We start from the raw sequence: 19350 nt of genomic DNA on the forward strand, positions 1-19350 counted from the left end.
ATAACTGATTGAAAATGAATCTAAACTGTTCCTCGAGGGTGTATATTTCTCACTCATAACTCATCACTCATAACTCATCACTGATTCGATAGAATCCTCTAAATTTACTTTTCAAAACTATTACATGGCCGCACGTACTGACCAGTTTTCGAGCCCGGATTATTTCAAACTGGATGAACTATTGACTGAAGAACATATACTTATCAGGGAGTCTGTACGCAATTACGTAAAAAAAGAGATTTCCCCGATCATCGAGGATTACGCTCAACGTGCAGAATTTCCGGAGCAGATTGTGAAGCAATTAGGCGAACTGGGCTGTTTTGGCCCGACGATTCCCGTTGAATATGGGGGTGGGGGACTTGATTATATCAGCTATGGCCTGATGATGCAGGAACTTGAAAGGGGAGACAGCGGTGTACGTTCAACCGCATCGGTGCAGGGTTCGTTGGTCATGTTCCCGATTTATGAATATGGAAGCGAAGAACAGCGGAGAAAATATCTGCCGAAACTGGCCAGCGGAGAATGGCTGGGCTGTTTTGGTCTTACCGAGCCAAACCACGGCTCAGATCCGGGGGGAATGCTGACCAATATTAAAGATGATGGGGATCATTTTATCCTGAATGGAGCCAAGATGTGGATCAGCAATGCGCCATTCGCCCAGGTTGCGGTTGTATGGGCCAAAGATGAGGCCGGGGATGTGAGGGGAGTGATTGTAGAAAGAGGTATGGAAGGTTTCAGTACTCCTACAACCCATGGAAAATGGAGTCTTCGTGCTTCGGCAACCGGTGAACTCGTGTTTGACAATGTAAAAATCCCGAAAGGGAACCTGCTGCCAAATGTCAAGGGATTAAAGGGTCCGTTGAGTTGTTTAACGAAAGCAAGATTCGGGATTGCCTGGGGCTCACTTGGTGCAGCCATGGATTGTTATGATACTGCCCTTAGATACAGTAAGGAAAGAATACAGTTTGACCGGCCAATTGGCGGTTTCCAGCTTCAGCAGAAAAAACTCGCCGAAATGATCACCGAAATTACAAAAGCGCAATTGCTTAACTGGCGGCTCGGTGTGCTTATGGACGAAGGCAAGGCCACGCCGCAGCAGGTGAGTATGGGTAAAAGAAATGGTTGCGAAATAGCCGCCAATATAGCCAGGGACGCAAGGCAAATGCTGGGTGGTATGGGTATCACCGGCGAATATTCAATCATGCGTCATATGATGAATATTGAATCTGTGATTACCTATGAAGGCACACATGATGTACACCTGCTGATAACCGGCATGGATGTAACGGGCATCAATGCATTTAAATAGAAGGTTTATCCGGCAAATTAATTGTGCAATTTTTATATTGCAGTTTTACAATGCTCCTTTAAATTGCAGTTTTACAATGCAGCGTTGATACGTACAGTGTTTCAACTTTCCAATTACTTTCATAGCTAACTTTGCAAACTCATGAGGATTTTTTTGATAGGATTTATGGGCTCGGGCAAAACGCATTGGGGCAAGCAATTGTCGGAAAGACTCGGTATACCTTTTTATGATCTTGACGAAGTGATTATCAATGCTGAAAAACGTTCTGTTGCGGATATTTTTACTGAATCAGGAGAAGAATATTTCCGGGTGAAGGAAAAGGAATTTATGGAAAACCTGGTTGATGACAACATCTCACTAATACTTTCATGTGGTGGCGGAACACCCTGTTTTTTCAATAATATAGACTATATGAAAAAATATGGGCTGGTTGTCTGGCTCAATACAAATATCGATGTTCTTGGCAACCGGCTTTTAAAGCAACGCAGCCACCGGCCGGTTTTGAAGGGTATTCGAGATGAAGAACTGAAAGCGTTTATTGTTAAAAAAATGAATGAGCGTCGTATGTATTATGAACAGGCCGACCTGATCATCGACAATGAAAATGATATTACTGTTTCTGAATTTGCCCAAATTATATTGCATGCATAAAGGATTTCTAATTACCGGAAGTTTACTGGCAGCGCTTGCTGTAGGACTGGGGGCTTTCGGGGCACATGGATTGAAAAAGATTGTACCGGTAGAAACGATCAGCACTTTTGAGACCGGGGTTAAATACCAGTTCTATCATTGTTTTGCATTGATACTTGTAGCGATCCTATTTGAAAAATTTTCCGGTTCATGGATGTCATATGCAGGATATGCATTTATTGCTGGTATATTGTTGTTTTCAGGATCACTCTATTTATTGACACTGCTAAAGGCAACCGGTACCGTTGGATTAAATGGTATCGGAATTATCACCCCATTTGGTGGTTTGTTTCTTATTGCGGGTTGGATATTGATGGCTGTTGCTTTTGTGAAATCGGGACGGATTTGACATCCACCCGGGGTTTCACCCCGGGCTATGCGAAGTCAACCCCTTCAGGGTTGTTTGAATGCAGATGTCGTTACCCTTTCAAATCGCTAACTCAAATCTTAATATCGTCCCGTTCTGTTGTAGAAATATTAGTGAGCCATTGATGGATTCCATACGCCTGCGCATATTTGCGAGACCATTTCCGAAACGGCGCGTATTGCTGATGTCCATTCCTTTACCGTTGTCTGCCACTTCTATTACAAGCTGCTCATTATATGTACTGATCGAGATGGAAACTTCCGTGGCCTGTGCATGTTTAATGATGTTTGTCATTGCTTCTTTAACACTGAGAAAAATATTCCTTCTTTTCTCCCCGCTCATTTCCACTTCCGGAATCGTGGAAGGCGTATGAACATCACATTTAATAGCTGTACCATCAAAATATTCTGTTGCATTCGCTCTTATATAAGCTATCATTGATTCAAGCGTATCATTGGAGCTTTTCATGGTCCAAATGATCGTGTTCATTTTATTAAGGAGTTCATTGGCCGAATGAGAAATCTTTTCGATCTCAGGCAAGGATTGGGTTTTCAGTTTACTTTTTACAATTTCACTCATCAGCCGGATGGCAGTAACACCCGAGCCCAGTTCATCATGCATATCAGCAGATATCCTGTCCCTTTCTCCCTGTTGTGCTGCCATAACAGCCATTTGTTTTTCAAACTCCTGTCTTTCATTCTGGAGTTTTAAACCTTCCCTTTCTTTAACCCTTTCAATAATATCCACACGATTCTTAAATGCAAGACCTGATAAAAATAACATCAGTTCCATTACCAGCCCAATCTCATAATAAACAAGGGGCCGGTTAAGCAGGCTGAAATTCGAGTTGGTCGTAAATTTAAAAGGAGAGACCAGCATAATAAATGAGATGATACTGAAGATCACCACCGCAATGTTTCCCGCTACGAGATATTTCATCAAACGATCCTTGTTGCGTATACCATAGATGATGAAGATAATTCCTATGATCAGGAAAAATTCTTTGCTGACATCTTCAAGAATCGAAAGGACAAAAAACTTCTCCGTTGTAAAATATATGATCGAATAAATGATCATCATGGTGATATTCAGCCCCTGGCCAATCTTGAATACTTTTTCCAGGAACGGATGATTGTTTTTGGTGTCCAGAAAGGTGCGCATGAATGCCTGGTAATAAAATACAGAAGCGCATAGAATCATCAGATCGAGATACTCGATATAAAAGAAGTTGAATTTATTTAAACGCGTGCCTAAAAACGAAATAAGAAAAAGCAGCAGGCCGGTGAAAAAAGCATACAAGGCATAATATAGATATTCTTTGTTCCTGTTCTGGATAAACGCTGCCACTGAATAGATAATCATCATCAGCATCATTCCACTCGCTATATAAGTAACTATATCAAGGTCAGCTCTTTTTACAATGGCAACCGCTTTGTGTTTGTCAATATAGTCAGCCCTCATGATGATAGGCACCAGGGTATTTTGCGAAGACCTTAAAAAACGGAGCCGGGCAAAAAAGACAGCCTTTTCACCGGGCTGCATGGAAATCGGGTGATAGCCGTCAATATTCTTGTCAGGAAGAATTGAATCCTTTAAGACCTGGAATGTTGAGTTTATTGCTCCCGCGGTTGCTTTAAAAATTCTGATTTGGGTAAAATAGGTTCCGGGATAAAAACTAACAGTCCTGGGTAGATCTGTATCATTCGCCAAAGTAAACTTCAAAAACAATTCTTTTTCAACCCAGTCAGCAGGCAGGTTTTGTGATATTTTCGAAGGCAGAAAATTAGCGAATTTTAACTTTGCCGGGATCTGGTGATCTTTGATAGTTCCTGGTTCTGTAAGTTCGTATCTGACCAATGTGTCGATGATTCGCAGATTGCGAAAACTATTTATTTCGATAACGGAATCCTGGGCGATGGAATTGAAAGGAAAAACAGTGGCAGCAAGTACACAGAACACCAGCAGGCCAATAATCCGCGGGATTATACGTTGTAAATAATATTTAAGATGCAGGGAACTGGTGTTGCTCATAAGCTATGGAGCTACGGTATTGTGTGCAATGGAAAAGTACAGATTTTTCTGCTACGTTAACCTGCTACCTTTATTAAGTATATATCCTTACTAAAGATTAAGCAAATATCAGGGTTAATATGGGACCCACAACCTCACAAAGCCTAAACTACTTATATTTGTGAACATGGCAAATCGTGCGAAATCAAGTAAAAAAAGCCAGACAGCTGACAAAAATAAATTAAAGCCGGAGAAAGAAGAGCGTGTAACGGTAAAGGAACTGGCAAGAGATGAGAGAACCCATAAAATACTGGGTGTTGTATCCCTTTTGTGCGGCCTGTTTTTACTTATAGCATTTGCGTCCTATCTGTTCACGTGGAAAGTTGATCAGGATAAGGTTTTCCGTGGTGCCGCCATATTATGGCCATCCGAAGGTATTAAGACTGCTAACCTGATGGGAAACCTCGGGGCATATATTGCTCACCAATTCTTCTATAACGGTTTTGGGCTTGCTTCTTTTATTTTCTGCACCTTATTTTTTGTTGTCGGCGCTAATGCAGTCTTTGCAAAAAAGATATTTTCTATTGGCCGGAACATACGTTATCTGCTGGTTGGCATAATCTATTTCTCCGTTGCCCTTGCTTTTATAAGCAGCGGAAGTTTTTTTCCGTGGGGTGGAGAATTTGGTAAACTGATCAGTAACTGGCTTTCGGTAACACTTGGTATGTTTGGTACAGCCGCTCTTTTACTGGTGGTCGGAATTGCCTATATCATCTGGCGGTTTAACCCGGTATTCAAGGTTCCTGAATTTCAAAAACAGAAAAAAGCAGTCGGAGCCGGAGACGTGCTGCTGGATAATGACAACGATTTAACCGGCCTTGAAGAAACACTACCGGTGAAGGATATCCCAAAAGGCAGGAACAAGAAGCTGCATTCTACAGCAGTTGAAAATACCCCGGCACATGATCTCCGGTTAATAGAGAAAAAAGCTTTGTCTGATGAGTTGTCTTCCCCGGCAAAGACTTTTGAAGAAGACCTGGATGACGAGATCGGTACTCAAAATGAATTACCGGTTGAAATGATACCCGAACCAATTGTCAGCAAGGCCGGTGACAGGCTGGGAAAAAAGCCATTGGCCGATATTCCACTCGAAATCTACAGTGTGCCTGAGAAACCGGTTCTTGATGAAGATATTGCCGAAAAACTGCCTGAGAACACTACACCATATGAACCTACACTGGATTTAAAGGATTATAAATATCCCGGGCTGGACCTGCTTGAAACCCATGGCAGCGAAAAGATCATCCAGGATCCGGCAGAGTTGGAAGCAAACAAAAATCAGATCATCAATACCCTTAAGAACTATGATATATCTATTCAAAAAATCAGTGCGACAGTAGGGCCCACAGTAACTCTCTATGAAATTGTACCTGCCGCAGGTGTGAGAATCTCCCGTATCAAAAACCTGGAGGATGATATCGCCTTAAGCCTGGCTGCATTGGGTATTCGTATCATTGCGCCGATTCCTGGTAAAGGAACCATCGGTATAGAAGTGCCGAATGTTAAGAAGACAGTGGTAAGTATGAAGTCGCTACTTGCTTCCGAGAAGTTCCAGATGAATAATTTCAGTTTACCGATAGCGATCGGTAAAAAGATTGATAATGATAATTTCATCGTTGATCTTACAACCATGCCGCATTTGCTGATGGCTGGTGCTACAGGACAAGGTAAGTCGGTTGGATTAAATGCTATATTGGTTTCGCTGTTGTATAAGAAACATCCATCCCAGCTAAAGTTTGTCCTCGTTGATCCAAAAAAAGTCGAACTGAGTATATATAGGACCATTGAAAAACATTTTCTTGCCAAGTTGCCCGGTGAAGAAGATGCCATCATTACTGATACAAAAAAAGTGGTTCATACCCTGAATGCCTTGTGTATTGAAATGGATACAAGATATGATCTGCTGAAAGAAGCGGGGGCAAGGAATATCAAAGAGTATAATGAGAAGTTTATCAAGCGCCGGCTGAATCCTGAAAAAGGGCACCAGTTCCTGCCATTTATTGTTTTGGTAGTTGATGAGTTTGCTGACCTTATCATGACTGCGGGTAAGGAAGTTGAAATGCCAATTGCGCGCCTGGCGCAACTTGCTCGTGCGATCGGTATACATCTTATCATTGCCACACAAAGACCATCTGTTAATATTATTACCGGTACCATCAAGGCGAATTTCCCGGCACGTATCGCGTTTAAGGTTTCTTCGAAAGTAGATTCCCGTACGATCCTGGATACAGGTGGCGCAGAACAATTGATTGGAAAGGGTGATATGCTTATTTCGTACAATGGAGAATTGACCCGTTTGCAATGTGCTTTTGTAGACACCCCCGAAGTTGAAGGCGTTTGTGACTTTATCGGTGATCAACGAGGTTATGCACAAGCTTTCCTTTTACCGGAATATGTGGACGAAAAAGAGCTGGAGGGCAAGGATTTTGATATAGGTAGCCGGGATGCTTTATTTGAGGATGCTGCCAGGTTGATTGTTCAAAGCCAGATAGGTTCGACATCATTGTTACAACGAAGAATGAAGCTTGGTTACAACAGGGCAGGAAGGTTGATGGATCAGCTGGAAGCGAGTGGGGTAGTGGGACCGAGCCAGGGATCGAAGGCCAGGGATGTGTTGATCAAAACAGAAGCAGATCTTGAGCGTCACCTGGTTGATCAACTTGGTTAATAAAATAGTTGATTCAATAGTAATTAGGAAGTTGATCAATTTGGTTCGTTTGAAAATTTGATGAACTGGTTGCTCTGGAGGTTGATCAATTTGGTTCGTTTGAAAATTTGATGAACTGGTTGCTCTGGAAGTTGGTCAATTTGGTTCGTTTGAAATTTGATCAACTGGCTGGTATGGAAGATGATCATTTGGTTTTATTAAGAAAATGTTATAAGTATCCCATATTTTGTTTTGTATTGCGACCGGGAAAATTTAAGACAACCTTATCCTTAGTTTGATCATCTCCCCATATATTGCGTAAAATTTCTTTTAAATATTCAGCATGAGAAAACTAAGTTTGTTTGCCGGGTTACTGATGATTGTCACAAATTTGTTTAGCCAGGGTGAGTTAGCAACCAATGATCCGGCTGCAAAAAAGATACTGGATGCGGTAAGTGCAAAGTTCAAAACTTATTCAGCGGTACTTGCAAACTTTACCTTAAAAATTGAAGATGGCAAAGGAAAAGTACAGGGCACAAAAACCGGTACTGTGTCAATGAAGGGTCAGAAATATAAGATCAATATCCCCGGCCAGGAAATATTTTGTGATGGCAAAAACGTCTGGACTTTTGACAAAGCGGCCAATGAGGTAACAATTTCACAACTTGATCCATCCGCAAATTCAATCACGCCGCAGAAGTTGTTTACAAACTTTTATGACAAGGATTTCCTTTATAAACTGAACGGAGAAAAGAAAGTGGGCACCAAAACAGTGCAGGAAATAGAATTGACCCCGGTTGATAAAACCAAGGCTTTTCATAAGGTTTATGCAATGGTTGATAAAAATACCCAAAGCATTTACAGTACCCGCGTACTTGAAAAGAATGGCAACAAATATACTTATACAGTCAACAGCCTGAATGGTAAAGCTCCTATTGCGGATGCTGTTTTTGTGTTCGATAAAAAGAAATATCCGGGAGTAGAAGAGGTGGACCTAAGATAAGTTAAGTTGGTTATTTTCTTTCGCCGAAATAAGTATCAAGGGGATATGCGTTGACCTAAACAGATCCAATTTAGACATGATCTTAACAGGTTAGATATGATCTTAACAGGAAAATATTGTAGCTGGAATATCGTAGCTGGAATATCGTAGCTGGAAAATATTGTAACTGGAACATCGTACCTGGCAAATATCGTAGAGGGAATATACGATCAACCCGGATCATTATTGAATAAGAAGCGGAGATTTATTGCGTATTTCCAGTACCCCATCTGAAGGTTTGAATGTCCAGGCCAGCTAAGTCGAGTATCCGGTCTGTAACTGTTGCTGCCACCGCGTCGATGGTAGCAGGTTTGCTATAAAAAGAAGGTGTTGCAGGACAGATAATACCACCCGCGAGAGTCACAGTTTCCATATTCCTTATATGTATCAGGTTATAAGGTGTATCCCGGATCATACAAATCAATTTCCGCCTTTCTTTAAGGATAACGTCTGCAGCACGGGTTATCAGGTCGGTTGAAACTCCCGTGGCTATACGGCTGAGGGTACCCATTGAACAGGGAGCGATAATCATAACATTGTATCTGCCGGAACCGGAGGCAAAAGGTGCCATAAAATCACCTGTTTCATAGAATTTTACGGCGTATTTATCATAATCCTGGTTATCGAGCTCTGTTTTCCATACGAGTTTGGCATTTTGGGTCATCACGACCGCGAGTTCGCTCCATTGATCCTTCATTGTTAATAATCGGTCGAGAAGTAGTTTGGGATAGATTGAACCACTGGCGCCAGTGATCGCCAACACAATTTTATGCATGGTATTTGAGTTATCTTACTGTCAAACAAAAGTAGTTATGCGAAGTGTAAAATGGCTTTTTTTATTTGGGGGCATACTCCTGGTGGGTTTATCTCTTAGAAAGCCTGAAACGCTTCAAAAGCAGCATGTCTCGGCCAGTAAAGTGAACTGGCTCACCCTGGAGCAGGTGGCAGACAGCCTGCGGGTAAACCCCAGGCCGGTTCTTATTGATCTGTATACAGAATGGTGCGGCTGGTGCAAAGTGATGGATAAGAAAACATATGCTAATAAAAATGTAGCTGACTATCTTCAACATAAGTTCTACACCGTAAAGCTGGATGCAGAAACAAAAAAGCAGATTACCTGGAATGGTAAACGCTACAGCTTCAATCCCAATTATCGTACGAATGATATAGCCCTCTATTTAACCAACGGACAGCTATCATATCCAACCACAGTAATTATACCTCCGGATAACGGTGCCCCACAAGCGATACCTGGCTACCTCGAGCCAAAAGACTTTGAACTGATCTTAAAATATTTCGGCGAAGAAAAATTCGGCAAAGTGGCGTTCGAGGACTATCGTAAAAACTTCAAAAGCAAATGGTAGGAACAGAATTATGAGTTATGAGTTATGAGTTATGAGTTATGAGTTAAGTTATGAATGAAGTAATGAAATATGTAGTGACAAGGAGAGGTCCCCATTCATCACTATCTTTCATAACTCATAATTCATAACTCATAATTCTCTTTTCCTACCCACTTACCTTGAATTTTACAAACTTTTGAGAGTCCATGCAACTTTTCTTTTTTTAATGAAGTCATAGCCTTGGTTTTTCATAGGATATTGGATTTAATACGGGGCTGGATTTCTATCCTGGCCCTTTTTTATTTTAGTATTATCGTGCTATAAAGCCCTTCATATGTGCTATCAAGCCCCCATATAAGTATTTAACCTTAATTGGTTCTTGATATAAATCAAGTAAGCTAATTTTTTACCAAAAAAAAAATACTAATACAACTAATGTTTCAACGCTATCATCTTATATTTGATTTTTCATAGGATAAGGTTTAATGGTTAATGGTATTTGATTAGTGCAGCCTCCCTTTAGGGAGGCTTTTTTTGTGCAAGTCCAAAAAATTCCCACCCAACCAGCCACAAAGTAGCGACCCAATCAGGCACAAAAAAACTGCCCCTTAAGAGGCAGTCTTTTTATCATATATTATTTTATTGCTAAGTTATCTCATCTTTCTCCCATTAACTTTCATAACTCATAATTCATAACTCATAATTCTCTTAACGCCATATTTGGGATAAATTCAACCTTATATGAACCGGCGTCAAGCTTTTGTTTGGTTTCGTCGAAAGCCTGCAGAGTCAGCTGAATATCTTCTTCTGTATGCGCAGCCGTAGGAATCAAACGGTAAATGATATGACCCTTAGGTATCACAGGGTAAACTACGATTGAACAGAATATATTATAATTTTCACGAAGGTCCATCACCATCGCCGTAGCTTCTTCAACGCCGCCATTCATATAAACAGGAGTAACCGGAGAATCCGTTTTACCTATATCAAATCCTCTTTCTTTCAGACCACTCTGCAACAATCTTACATTTTGCCATAGCTTCTCACGAAGTCCAGGTTGAGTTCTTAACAATTCGAGACGTTTCAGATTGCCCAGCACAATAGGCATTGGAAGGCTTTTTGCGAAAATTTGCGAACGGATATTATAGCGGATAAAATCAATGATCGTTTTCGGGCCTGAAAGAAAAGCGCCTATGGATGCCATTGATTTCGCGAACGTAGAGAAATACAGATCGATATCATCCTGTACTCCCTGTTCTTCACCAGCACCAGCACCGGTTTTACCAAGTGTTCCGAAACCATGTGCATCATCAACCAATAATCGGAATTGGTACTTCGATTTTAAAGCCACTATTTCTTTTAGTTTGCCCTGGTCGCCGGCCATTCCAAATACACCCTCAGTGATCACAAGGATACCGCCGGCTTTTTGCTTTTCAATCAACGCAGTGGACCTTTGAAGCTGTCTTTCAAAGTCGGCAACATCGTTGTGTTTATACACATAACGATGGCCGGGATGAAGACGCAGGCCGTCAATAATACAAGCATGGCTTTCTGCATCGTAAACCACTACATCGTGACGACTGCAGATCACATCAATAATACTTGACATACCCTGGTAACCAAAGTTGAGCAGGATAGTATCTTCTTTTGATTCGAATTCAGAAAGCTCTTTTTCGAGTTGCTCGTGATTATTTGAGTTTCCGCTCATCATCCTTGCACCCATGGGCGTAGCAAGACCAAATTTAGCAGCAGCATCAGCATCTGCTTTTCTAACCTCGGCATGATTTGCGAGACCGAGATAATTATTCAGGCTCCAGACAATCTTTTCTTTACCACGGAAATTCATCCGGCTGCCTATCGGACCTTCCAGTTTTGGGAAAGCAAAATAACCATGCGCTCTTTCACGATGTTGTCCTATCGGACCATAATTTTTCAGAAGCCTGTCAAAAATATCTGCCATATATGTTGGTTTGATAATAGAATTAAATCTGTTTTCAGATAGATTAAATTCACGCAAAGGTAATGGATTTGCTACTTGTGCCCGATTGAACCGCTTCAAGTTTTCCTACATTTGTTGAAAATTATTCAATCTGATGAAGAAATTACTTCTGGTTTCAAGTCTCTGTTTTGCTATTTCTTTAACATTTGGTCAAACAAAATCTTCCACAACTTCTGCTTCTTCTACGAAACTCCGCCCTAAACTGGTGGTTGGAATCGTGGTGGACCAGATGCGTTGGGACTACCTCTATCGTTATTATGATCGTTACGCTGCAAATGGCGCTTTTAAAAAATTCCTGAACCAGGGTTTCAGTTGTGAGAATGCCCTGATTCCATATACCCCGACCATCACGGCTTGTGGGCATACCTGTATTTATACCGGCAGTGTTCCGGCTATACATGGTATCACTGGCAATGGCTGGTGGGATCGGGAAATGGGGCGTTCAGTTTATTGCACCGAAGATAATTCTGTGAAAACAGTGGGCGCAACCGGCAATTCTGGTCAAATGAGTCCAAAAAATATGCTGGTAACCACTATCGCTGATGAACTGAAGCTGGCAACCAACTTCCGCAGCAAAGTGATTGGCATTGCTATTAAGGACCGGGGTGCAATATTACCGGCTGGTCATTCTGCTGATGCGGCTTATTGGTTTGATAGCAGGAGCGGCAACTTTGTAACTTCTACCTATTATATGAATGAAGAACAAGCCTGGGTAAAAGCTTTCAATGCGCGTAAGCTTATGAACGGGTATTTTGAAAAAGGCTGGAGCACATTATATCCTATCGGAACTTATGTACAAAGTACCAAAGACGATAAGCCATATGAAGGCAAGCCTTTTGGCGCTGATCAACGCGGCTTCCCTTATGATCTGAAAAAATTCGTTGATAAATCGTTTGGTGTTGTTTCAAGCACACCTTATGGAAATACACTCACCATTGAAATGGCCAAAGCAGCCATCGAAAATGAAAAATTAGGTGCAGATGATATCACGGATCTGCTTGCGGTAAGTTTCTCCAGCCCGGACTATATTGGCCATGCCTTTGGTCCGAATTCTATCGAGGCTGAAGACAACTATCTGCGTCTCGATAAAGAAATGGGTGAGTTCTTCACTTACCTTGATTCCAAAGTAGGAAAAGGAGAGTACCTGGTATTTCTTTCGGCTGATCATGGAGTGTCTCATGTTCCGGGCTTCAATACTGAAAATAAATTGCCAGGTGGTGTGATACCTGATGAGAAGTGGAATAAAGAAATCAATGAAGGTTTAAAAAGTCAGTTTGGAGCTGATAAACTGATCATAGCAAATACAAATTACCAGTTACATCTGAATAATAAGCTTATTGATTCTATGAAACTGGATAAGGCTGCCGTGAAAAAATGGATCATTGCTTATCTGAACAAACAACCGGAAATTTCAAGGGCTTTCGACCTGGAAGATATTGCCGGTACCACATTGAACGCCAAAATAAAGGATATGGTAACCAATGGTTATTATCCAAAAAGAGGGGGTGACATCCAGTTGATCCTGCAACCCGGATATATTGACGGCGGGGCGACCGGCACTACCCATGGAAGCTGGAACCCATATGATGCTCATGTTCCTATGTTGTTTTATGGATGGAAAGTAAAACCCGGTAAACTAAGCCGGGAAACACATATGACCGATATCGCACCAACCATTTCAGCCCTGCTGAAGATCCAGAACCCAAGTGGGAACGTAGGTGAAGCGGTGGAAGAGGTCCTGAGATAAATTTTTTTTATATATTTCCGCCGTCCTTGCAGGATAATTACGGAATATAATTTAACATGCAGCCGTTGGTACAGATTTTCCGTCTGAATCAGCGGCTGTTGTAATTGGGACAATCGCAATATTCCCCGTTTTTTACATAAGTGGAAACCGAATTGATTCGCGTCATTGATAAATTTGTTGTCATCAGTAAAATTCAACTACCATAATTTCCGGGAACTTTAATAGCTAACTTTCTAAGACCAACAATTACTAACTGCTAACTTAAAATAATTACTAACTGCTAACTTAAACAAGTCCATATGTTAATGAAATCGATTTTTGCATTGCTGTTCCTGGTTGTTGTCCAAACCGGATCGGCGCAGACGAGCCAGGTAAACACGGCAGACAAGATGCCCCTGGATAGTAAGCTAACGGTAGGCAAACTCGAAAACGGGCTAACCTATTATATAAGGCCAAATGCCCGCCCCGAGAAAAAAGTGGAACTGAGGCTGGTAGTTAATGTAGGGTCTGTATTGGAAGATGATTCTCAGCAAGGTCTCGCGCATATGGCCGAACACATGGCCTTTAACGGGACAAAAAACTATAAGAAAAATGAGATCATTTCTTTCCTGCAATCAATCGGGGTTGGATTCGGAAATGATCTCAATGCATATACAGGTTTTGATGAAACCGTTTATATACTTCCCATTCCTACCGACAAGGCAGGCAATCTTGAGAAAGGATTTGATATCCTGGAAGACTGGGCGCATAATGTTACTTATCTGGACGATGATATTGATTCTGAAAGAGCTATTATACTTGAAGAAAGTCGTCTTGGAAAGGGTGCTTCAGACAGGATGTATAAGAAGATTTATCCAAAACTTTTTGCAGGATCAAAATACGGACAGCGTATACCGATTGGCCAGGAAGATATCATTAAGAATTTTAAACATGAAGAGATCAGACGTTTTTATAAGGAATGGTACCGGCCGGACCTGATGGCAGTGATTGTGGTAGGTGATATCACCAAAGAAAAGGCTGAAGAGCTGATCAAAAAACATTTTAATGCTCTCACCAATCCCGCTAATTCAAGGCCAAGAGTAAACGTGGAATTACCGCCTTATTCGTCAAGCACAGCAACATTGGTCACTGATAAGGAAGCAACGAGCTACCAGCTTGCAATCAACTATCCTGCTTTTAAAGCTCCTGAGAAAACGACTGTGGGAGACTTCCGTAAGGATCTCGTGCAGAGTCTGTTTACAACCCTTATGAACCAGCGCTTACAGGAGCTCACACAAAAAGAAAATCCTCCATTTCTTTATGGCGCCGTTGATTTTGGATCTTATGCCCGTGGATACGATCAGTTCAGCGCTTATGCAGGAACGGGTACCGGTGATATGCAGAAAGGTCTCAATGCTTTGACCGAAGAAATTGAGCGCGTTAAACGTTTTGGTTTTACGGCTAATGAACTGGAGCGGGCAAAAAAAACGATGGAGGCCAACTATGAGCGTGCATGGAACAATCGTGATAAAACAGAATCAGCCAATTATGTGAATGAATATGTGAGTCATTTTCTTCAGCAGGAACCGACACCAGGAATTGATAAGGAATTCGAATATGTGAAGGCATTGTTACCTGGTATTAAACTGGAAGAAGTGAACGTCGTTACTACAGTGTTTAAGGACGAGAAAAATAAATTCGTTTACGCGATGGGTCCTGATCCTAAGGCAGACCAAAAATTGCCGACTGAATCAGAACTGCTAGCGGTTATTGATGACGGTGGCAAAATGGAACTCAAAGCCTATGAAGAAAAGGCGGTGGCTGCCGATCTTTTAAACAAAATGCCGGTAGCCGGAAAGATTGTGAGCACCACCAAAGATGCTGTACTGGGTACCACTGAGATGAAACTGAGCAATGGTATTACTGTTACTTTGAAACCTACCGATTTCAAAAATGACCAGATTTTGATGGCTGCAACCCGGCCAGGTGGAAAAAATAATTATGGTATTAAGGACAAATACAATGCAGAATATGCAGTGCCTATAGTGAATGCAATGGGTGTTGGTGAATTTTCTCCAACTGATCTCAAGAAAGCATTGGCTGGAAAAACCGCAACTGTTAGCCCGAGCTTTGGTGCTCTTACTGATGGCTTGCGTGGCAGTTCATCTGTTAAGGACCTGGAAACAATGTTCCAGTTAACAAATTTGTACCTGACCCAACCACGGAAAGATACGGCGCTGTTCCGTTCTTATGTTCAGCGTAATAAATCACAATATGCAATGCTTAGCTCTAATCCCCAGGCAGCGTTTATTGATACCATGTATAAGGTGATGTATGCAAACAATGAGCTGGCACCAGTGGCTGTTCCCAAATCATCTTATTTTGATAAAATTGAACTTGACAGATCACTGGCTATATATAAAGAGAGATTTGGTGATGCTACAGGTATGCATTTTGTTTTTGTTGGTAGCTTCAAGGAAGCAGATATTAAACCATTGATTGAGAAATACATTGCGAGTCTGCCTGTGACAGGTAAGAAGTTCAGTTTTGTTGATAATAAGGTGAGACCTATCACAGGAACAAAAAAATTGAATTTTAATAAAGGGAAAGAACAGAAAAGCCTGATCCTTGCAATCTATAGCGGTGAGATTCCTTATAGTGAAGAGCTTGATTTGAAATTGCAGGCAATGAGTGAAGTACTGAATATCCGCATCATAGAAGAGCTCCGCGAAAAAGTGCAGGGCATATATGGAGGCGGTTCATTTGCAGCCCTGGAGAAATCACCTTACTCAAACTATTCTTTCATGCTGCAGTTGCCATGCGGTCCGGAAAAGGTCGATACTTTGCTGAAAGCAGTAAACAACGAATTCCGCCAGATTGCTGATAAAGGTCCTGAGCAATCTTACCTTGATAAGGTAAAGCAGCAATGGAAAGAGCAATACAGAACAAGTATGAAAGAAAACGGAACCTGGGTAAGTAACCTTATTGAACTGAAGGAGAAAAAAGGTGATCCGAAACGTTTTATAAACTATGAAGAGTTTGTAGATAAGCTGACCGTGAAGGATATTCAACAAGCAGCTAAACTGGTGTTTAATGGTAAAAATCAGTTTACCGCCGTCCTGATGCCGGAGGAAGTAACGCCGTCAAAAGCTGATGCGCCCAAAAAAGCGTTTTAATTCCAGTGGTGAGTGGTGAGTTGAGTTGTTGAGTTATTAGTTATGAAAGTGAGTTATGAATTAAAAGAAAAAGATTTCAATAACTTGTTTCATAATTCATAACTCATAATTCATATCTCTCTTAAAGTGGACTCGGTACTGGTCTTTCTACAGACTTGCAATTGTACAGGTACAATTGGTTTAGAGATTAATGATAATTCTTGAGCCCTGTAAAATATTACATTACATGGATTACATAATGTGGATTACACAATGTGGATCACATAATGTGGATTACATTACATGAATTACATTATGTGAATCACACCCCGGGGTTTCACCCCGGGCTATGCGAAATCAACCCCTATCGGGGTTGTACATCAAGCGTTTTAACTCATCACTCAATAACTAAACTCACCACTTACCACTCACCACTCACCACTTTCAATACGTGTCCGCCACAATCGCATAATTGTGTGGAATTGGTCGCCAAAAACAGGGATATGAGGAGACATTAGCCACATGATTTTCCCGATACCCAGGACTAATGAATAATTATAGCTACCTGCAGTTCTATATGTAGAAACAGTTCGCAGGAAGTTGAGCCATAATTCATAAAGAAAATATAAAGTCGTTCAGGAATGGCACTACACTCTATGGGTTATTGATTATTAGTAACATATGGCATGTTAATTGAAATTGCCTTAGCGAATTATCTTCTCACTAACCAACAATTCTTAAAATTAAAACAACAACTATGACGAAAAAGATCCTGACGTCGCTTGCGCTTGCCTCGATGGTACTGTTTATGAACTCGTGTAAGAAAGACGATGACGATGGCCCCGTTGAACCTTCTAATTACATGGTGGTTCACGCTGCGGTAGGTGCGCCTTCCCTTGAATTGTATCTTGATGATGTTAAAGCCAGCGCTTCTGCAATTGCTTATGGTACTAATTCTGCTTATGGCTCTATTGCTCCTAAGCAGTACGGTGTAAAGCTTGCAGCAGTTAATACTATTAATCCCGTTGTTGAGACCTCTATCAACATGAATGATGGCCGTAGCTATTCAATCTTCGCCTATGATACTTTGCTGGCCAGCAAGTTGAAAGTGTTTACCGTGGAAGATGATTTATCAGCACCGGCCTCCGGCAAAGCAAAAGTGCGATTTATACATTTGAGTCCTGCCACATCGGCTAGCAAACTTGCTGTTGATCTTGCAGCCAACAACACTGTTCTGTTTCCAAACCGAACTTATGCTGATGTAGTAACAGATGGAAGCAAAGCAAACTTTATCAGTGTTGATGCCGGAACTTATGTAGTTGATGTACTCCTTGCAGGTTCATCCGTAAAGCTTCTCAGTGTTCCGGGCATTGTTGTAGAGGCAGGTAAAATTTATACAATCGTAGCTAAGGGTATCTTTGGCAGAGGCGGTTCAAATGAACTTGGTGCCCAGTTGATTATCAATAAGTAAAGCAGTAAATTAACAAAAGTAAAAACAGTTAATTAGCAAAAGTAAAAAAGAGGCCCTGTAGGCCGAAGCGTACAGGGCTATGATCTTTATATAGGATCTCGATTATTCTGTTATATTGAATAATTCTATCTAAAGGATGACATCACAAAGATAGTCACATCCCTCTAGCTTTGAACAGTTTGCGTGATTGATTTAAAGCAACAAAAAACTCCCGCTCAACAATTCTGATGAGCGGGAGTTTTTATATTTGTGATTTTTACTAGCTTCTATTCGTGTTTTTACTATGCATTGCGATTAATGCAGTTCAAATCTTCAAATGCAACTTCCAATCTCTTAATAAAAGTCTCTTCACCTTTGCGTAACCAGACACGTGGATCGTAATATTTTTTATTTGGTTTGTTTGCTCCTTCAGGATTTCCAAGCTGGGCTTGCAGAAATGCTTCGTTTTTCTTGTAATAATCTTTTACACCTTCCCAGAATGCCCACTGCATATCAGTATCGATGTTCATTTTGATTGCTCCATAACCCAGTGCTTCACGAATCTGGTTTTGCGGAGATCCGCTGCCACCATGGAATACAAAATACACAGGCTTTGGCTTGGTTTTCAATTCTTTTTCGATATAGACCTGGCTGTTTCGTAAGATGTCAGGACGAAGTTCAACATTACCGGGACTATAAACGCCATGCACATTTCCAAAGGCAGCAGCAACAGTAAACATATTACCAACTTTGCTTAATTCGGTATAAGCGTATGCAACGTGCTCGGGCTGAGTATATAATTTGTCGTTTTCAACACCACTGTTATCGACGCCATCTTCTTCACCACCAGTTACCCCGAGTTCGATTTCGATGCTCATTCCAAGTGGAGCCATTCGTTTGTAAAACTCAACTGAAGTATGTATGTTTTCTTCAATTGGTTCTTCAGAAAGGTCGAGCATATGTGAACTGTAAAGCGGCTGTCCTTTCTCCTTAAAATATTTTTCACCCGCATCGATCAGCGCGCTGATCCATGGGAGCCATTTCTTAGCAGCATGATCAGTGTGTAAAACTACAGGTACACCATAGTGTTGGGCAACGGTGTGAATATGAAGTGCACCAGAGATTGCGCCGGAAATATTTGCCTGGAGTTTATCATTTGGCATGCCTTTACCAGCATAAAACTGAGCACCACCGTTTGAGAACTGTATGATTACGGGTGAGTTTACTTTTGCTGCAGTTTCAAGAACGGCATTGATGGTATCGGTACCGGTTACGTTTACTGCTGGTAACGCGAATTGATTGTCCTTGGCATCATTGTACAATGCTTCTAATTCCTTACCAAACAATACCCCGGGTTTGTATTTTTTCATGCTTTAAAAATCTTTTACTGTTTTTGTTAAAATGATTAGTATTATTCAGGCGCGAAGGTAAGCAATCTGGATTGGAAAAGATCAGGCCTGAAAGGGTTTGTTCAGGCTCAAAATGAGCCTTATTGAACGGATTTTGATGGGAAATCCCACTGCTGCTCCTCAAAAATTGGACGCATTTCTAA

The 19350-nt window shown here is 41.3% G+C and carries 13 protein-coding genes; 9 read left to right on the top strand and 4 right to left on the bottom strand.

The window, feature by feature from the left end; translation table 11 throughout:
* The first annotated feature begins 124 nt into the window (after positions 1-124).
* From VK664_RS14675 to VK664_RS14685, 3 genes are all read left to right on the top strand, one after another.
* Positions 125-1309 carry an acyl-CoA dehydrogenase family protein gene (locus VK664_RS14675; protein ID WP_461399430.1) on the top strand — a complete coding sequence of 395 codons (1185 nt, stop codon included), beginning with the start codon at positions 125-127 and terminating at the stop codon, positions 1307-1309.
* 141 nt (positions 1310-1450) lie between these two features.
* Positions 1451-1960 (top strand): shikimate kinase, encoded by a 510-nt coding sequence (locus VK664_RS14680; RefSeq protein ID WP_461399431.1) that lies wholly within the window; start codon positions 1451-1453, stop codon positions 1958-1960.
* Complete coding sequence (locus VK664_RS14685) at positions 1953-2348, top strand: DUF423 domain-containing protein (RefSeq protein ID WP_461399432.1); 396 nt, start codon at positions 1953-1955, stop codon at positions 2346-2348. Before VK664_RS14680 ends, VK664_RS14685 begins: the two co-directional genes overlap by 8 nt.
* 78 nt (positions 2349-2426) lie before the next feature.
* Here the strand turns inward: VK664_RS14685 and VK664_RS14690 are convergent, their stop codons facing one another.
* Positions 2427-4397, bottom strand: coding sequence for a sensor histidine kinase (locus VK664_RS14690; RefSeq protein ID WP_461399433.1), 1971 nt, complete (start codon positions 4395-4397; stop codon positions 2427-2429).
* A 166-nt stretch (positions 4398-4563) separates the two neighbouring features.
* On the opposite strand from VK664_RS14690, the gene VK664_RS14695 reads away from it, so the two are divergent.
* Positions 4564-7104, top strand: a complete 2541-nt coding sequence (locus VK664_RS14695; protein ID WP_461399434.1) for an FtsK/SpoIIIE family DNA translocase — start codon at positions 4564-4566, stop codon at positions 7102-7104.
* A gap of 322 nt (positions 7105-7426) precedes the next feature.
* Entirely contained in the window at positions 7427-8086 is a 660-nt protein-coding gene (locus VK664_RS14700) for a LolA family protein (RefSeq protein ID WP_461399435.1), read from the top strand.
* 244 nt (positions 8087-8330) lie between these two features.
* Here the strand turns inward: VK664_RS14700 and VK664_RS14705 are convergent, their stop codons facing one another.
* A complete protein-coding gene (locus tag VK664_RS14705; protein ID WP_461399436.1) occupies positions 8331-8900 on the bottom strand; it encodes a UbiX family flavin prenyltransferase in 570 nt (189 codons plus the stop codon).
* Between the two features lie 37 nt (positions 8901-8937).
* Between VK664_RS14705 and VK664_RS14710 the strand changes: the two genes are divergently transcribed.
* Positions 8938-9489: a thioredoxin family protein gene (locus VK664_RS14710; RefSeq protein ID WP_461399437.1), complete on the top strand. Its 552-nt coding sequence runs from the start codon at positions 8938-8940 to the stop codon at positions 9487-9489.
* A gap of 676 nt (positions 9490-10165) precedes the next feature.
* Here the strand turns inward: VK664_RS14710 and VK664_RS14715 are convergent.
* Positions 10166-11428 carry an aminotransferase class I/II-fold pyridoxal phosphate-dependent enzyme gene (locus VK664_RS14715; protein ID WP_461399438.1) on the bottom strand — a complete coding sequence of 421 codons (1263 nt, stop codon included), beginning with the start codon at positions 11426-11428 and terminating at the stop codon, positions 10166-10168.
* 133 nt (positions 11429-11561) lie between these two features.
* Between VK664_RS14715 and pafA the strand changes: the two genes are divergently transcribed.
* The 3 genes from pafA to VK664_RS14730 all read left to right on the top strand — a co-directional run bounded on the left by pafA (position 11562) and on the right by VK664_RS14730 (position 17819).
* The gene (gene pafA / locus VK664_RS14720; RefSeq protein ID WP_461399439.1) at positions 11562-13214 is read left to right on the top strand and encodes an alkaline phosphatase PafA; all 1653 of its coding nucleotides are present in this window, start codon (positions 11562-11564) and stop codon (positions 13212-13214) included.
* Between the two features lie 305 nt (positions 13215-13519).
* A complete protein-coding gene (locus tag VK664_RS14725; protein WP_461399440.1) occupies positions 13520-16369 on the top strand; it encodes a M16 family metallopeptidase in 2850 nt (949 codons plus the stop codon).
* Between the two features lie 736 nt (positions 16370-17105).
* A complete protein-coding gene (locus VK664_RS14730) occupies positions 17106-17819 on the top strand; it encodes a DUF4397 domain-containing protein (RefSeq protein WP_461399441.1) in 714 nt (237 codons plus the stop codon).
* Positions 17820-18100: 281 nt separating this feature from the next.
* On the opposite strand, the gene fbaA is transcribed toward VK664_RS14730, so the two are convergent.
* Entirely contained in the window at positions 18101-19168 is a 1068-nt protein-coding gene (gene fbaA, locus VK664_RS14735) for a class II fructose-bisphosphate aldolase (protein WP_461399442.1), read from the bottom strand.
* Positions 19169-19350 lie beyond the last annotated feature (182 nt).

It is taken from the genome of Flavitalea sp. (genome assembly GCF_035489435.1).
Classification (GTDB): domain Bacteria; phylum Bacteroidota; class Bacteroidia; order Chitinophagales; family Chitinophagaceae; genus DATHKG01.

What these genes read in the sequence shown, in the direction of transcription:
- VK664_RS14730 (WP_461399441.1), top strand. Translation starts at nt 17,106, where the DNA reads ATGACGAAAAAGATCCTGACGTCGCTTGCGCTTGCCTCGATGGTACTG.
- VK664_RS14710 (WP_461399437.1), top strand. Translation starts at nt 8,938, where the DNA reads ATGCGAAGTGTAAAATGGCTTTTTTTATTTGGGGGCATACTCCTGGTG.
- VK664_RS14685 (WP_461399432.1), top strand. Translation starts at nt 1,953, where the DNA reads ATGCATAAAGGATTTCTAATTACCGGAAGTTTACTGGCAGCGCTTGCT.
- VK664_RS14680 (WP_461399431.1), top strand. Translation starts at nt 1,451, where the DNA reads ATGAGGATTTTTTTGATAGGATTTATGGGCTCGGGCAAAACGCATTGG.
- VK664_RS14715 (WP_461399438.1), bottom strand. Translation starts at nt 11,428, where the DNA reads ATGGCAGATATTTTTGACAGGCTTCTGAAAAATTATGGTCCGATAGGA.
- pafA (WP_461399439.1), top strand. Translation starts at nt 11,562, where the DNA reads ATGAAGAAATTACTTCTGGTTTCAAGTCTCTGTTTTGCTATTTCTTTA.
- VK664_RS14725 (WP_461399440.1), top strand. Translation starts at nt 13,520, where the DNA reads ATGAAATCGATTTTTGCATTGCTGTTCCTGGTTGTTGTCCAAACCGGA.
- VK664_RS14690 (WP_461399433.1), bottom strand. Translation starts at nt 4,397, where the DNA reads ATGAGCAACACCAGTTCCCTGCATCTTAAATATTATTTACAACGTATA.
- VK664_RS14675 (WP_461399430.1), top strand. Translation starts at nt 125, where the DNA reads ATGGCCGCACGTACTGACCAGTTTTCGAGCCCGGATTATTTCAAACTG.
- VK664_RS14705 (WP_461399436.1), bottom strand. Translation starts at nt 8,900, where the DNA reads ATGCATAAAATTGTGTTGGCGATCACTGGCGCCAGTGGTTCAATCTAT.
- fbaA (WP_461399442.1), bottom strand. Translation starts at nt 19,168, where the DNA reads ATGAAAAAATACAAACCCGGGGTATTGTTTGGTAAGGAATTAGAAGCA.
- VK664_RS14700 (WP_461399435.1), top strand. Translation starts at nt 7,427, where the DNA reads ATGAGAAAACTAAGTTTGTTTGCCGGGTTACTGATGATTGTCACAAAT.
- VK664_RS14695 (WP_461399434.1), top strand. Translation starts at nt 4,564, where the DNA reads ATGGCAAATCGTGCGAAATCAAGTAAAAAAAGCCAGACAGCTGACAAA.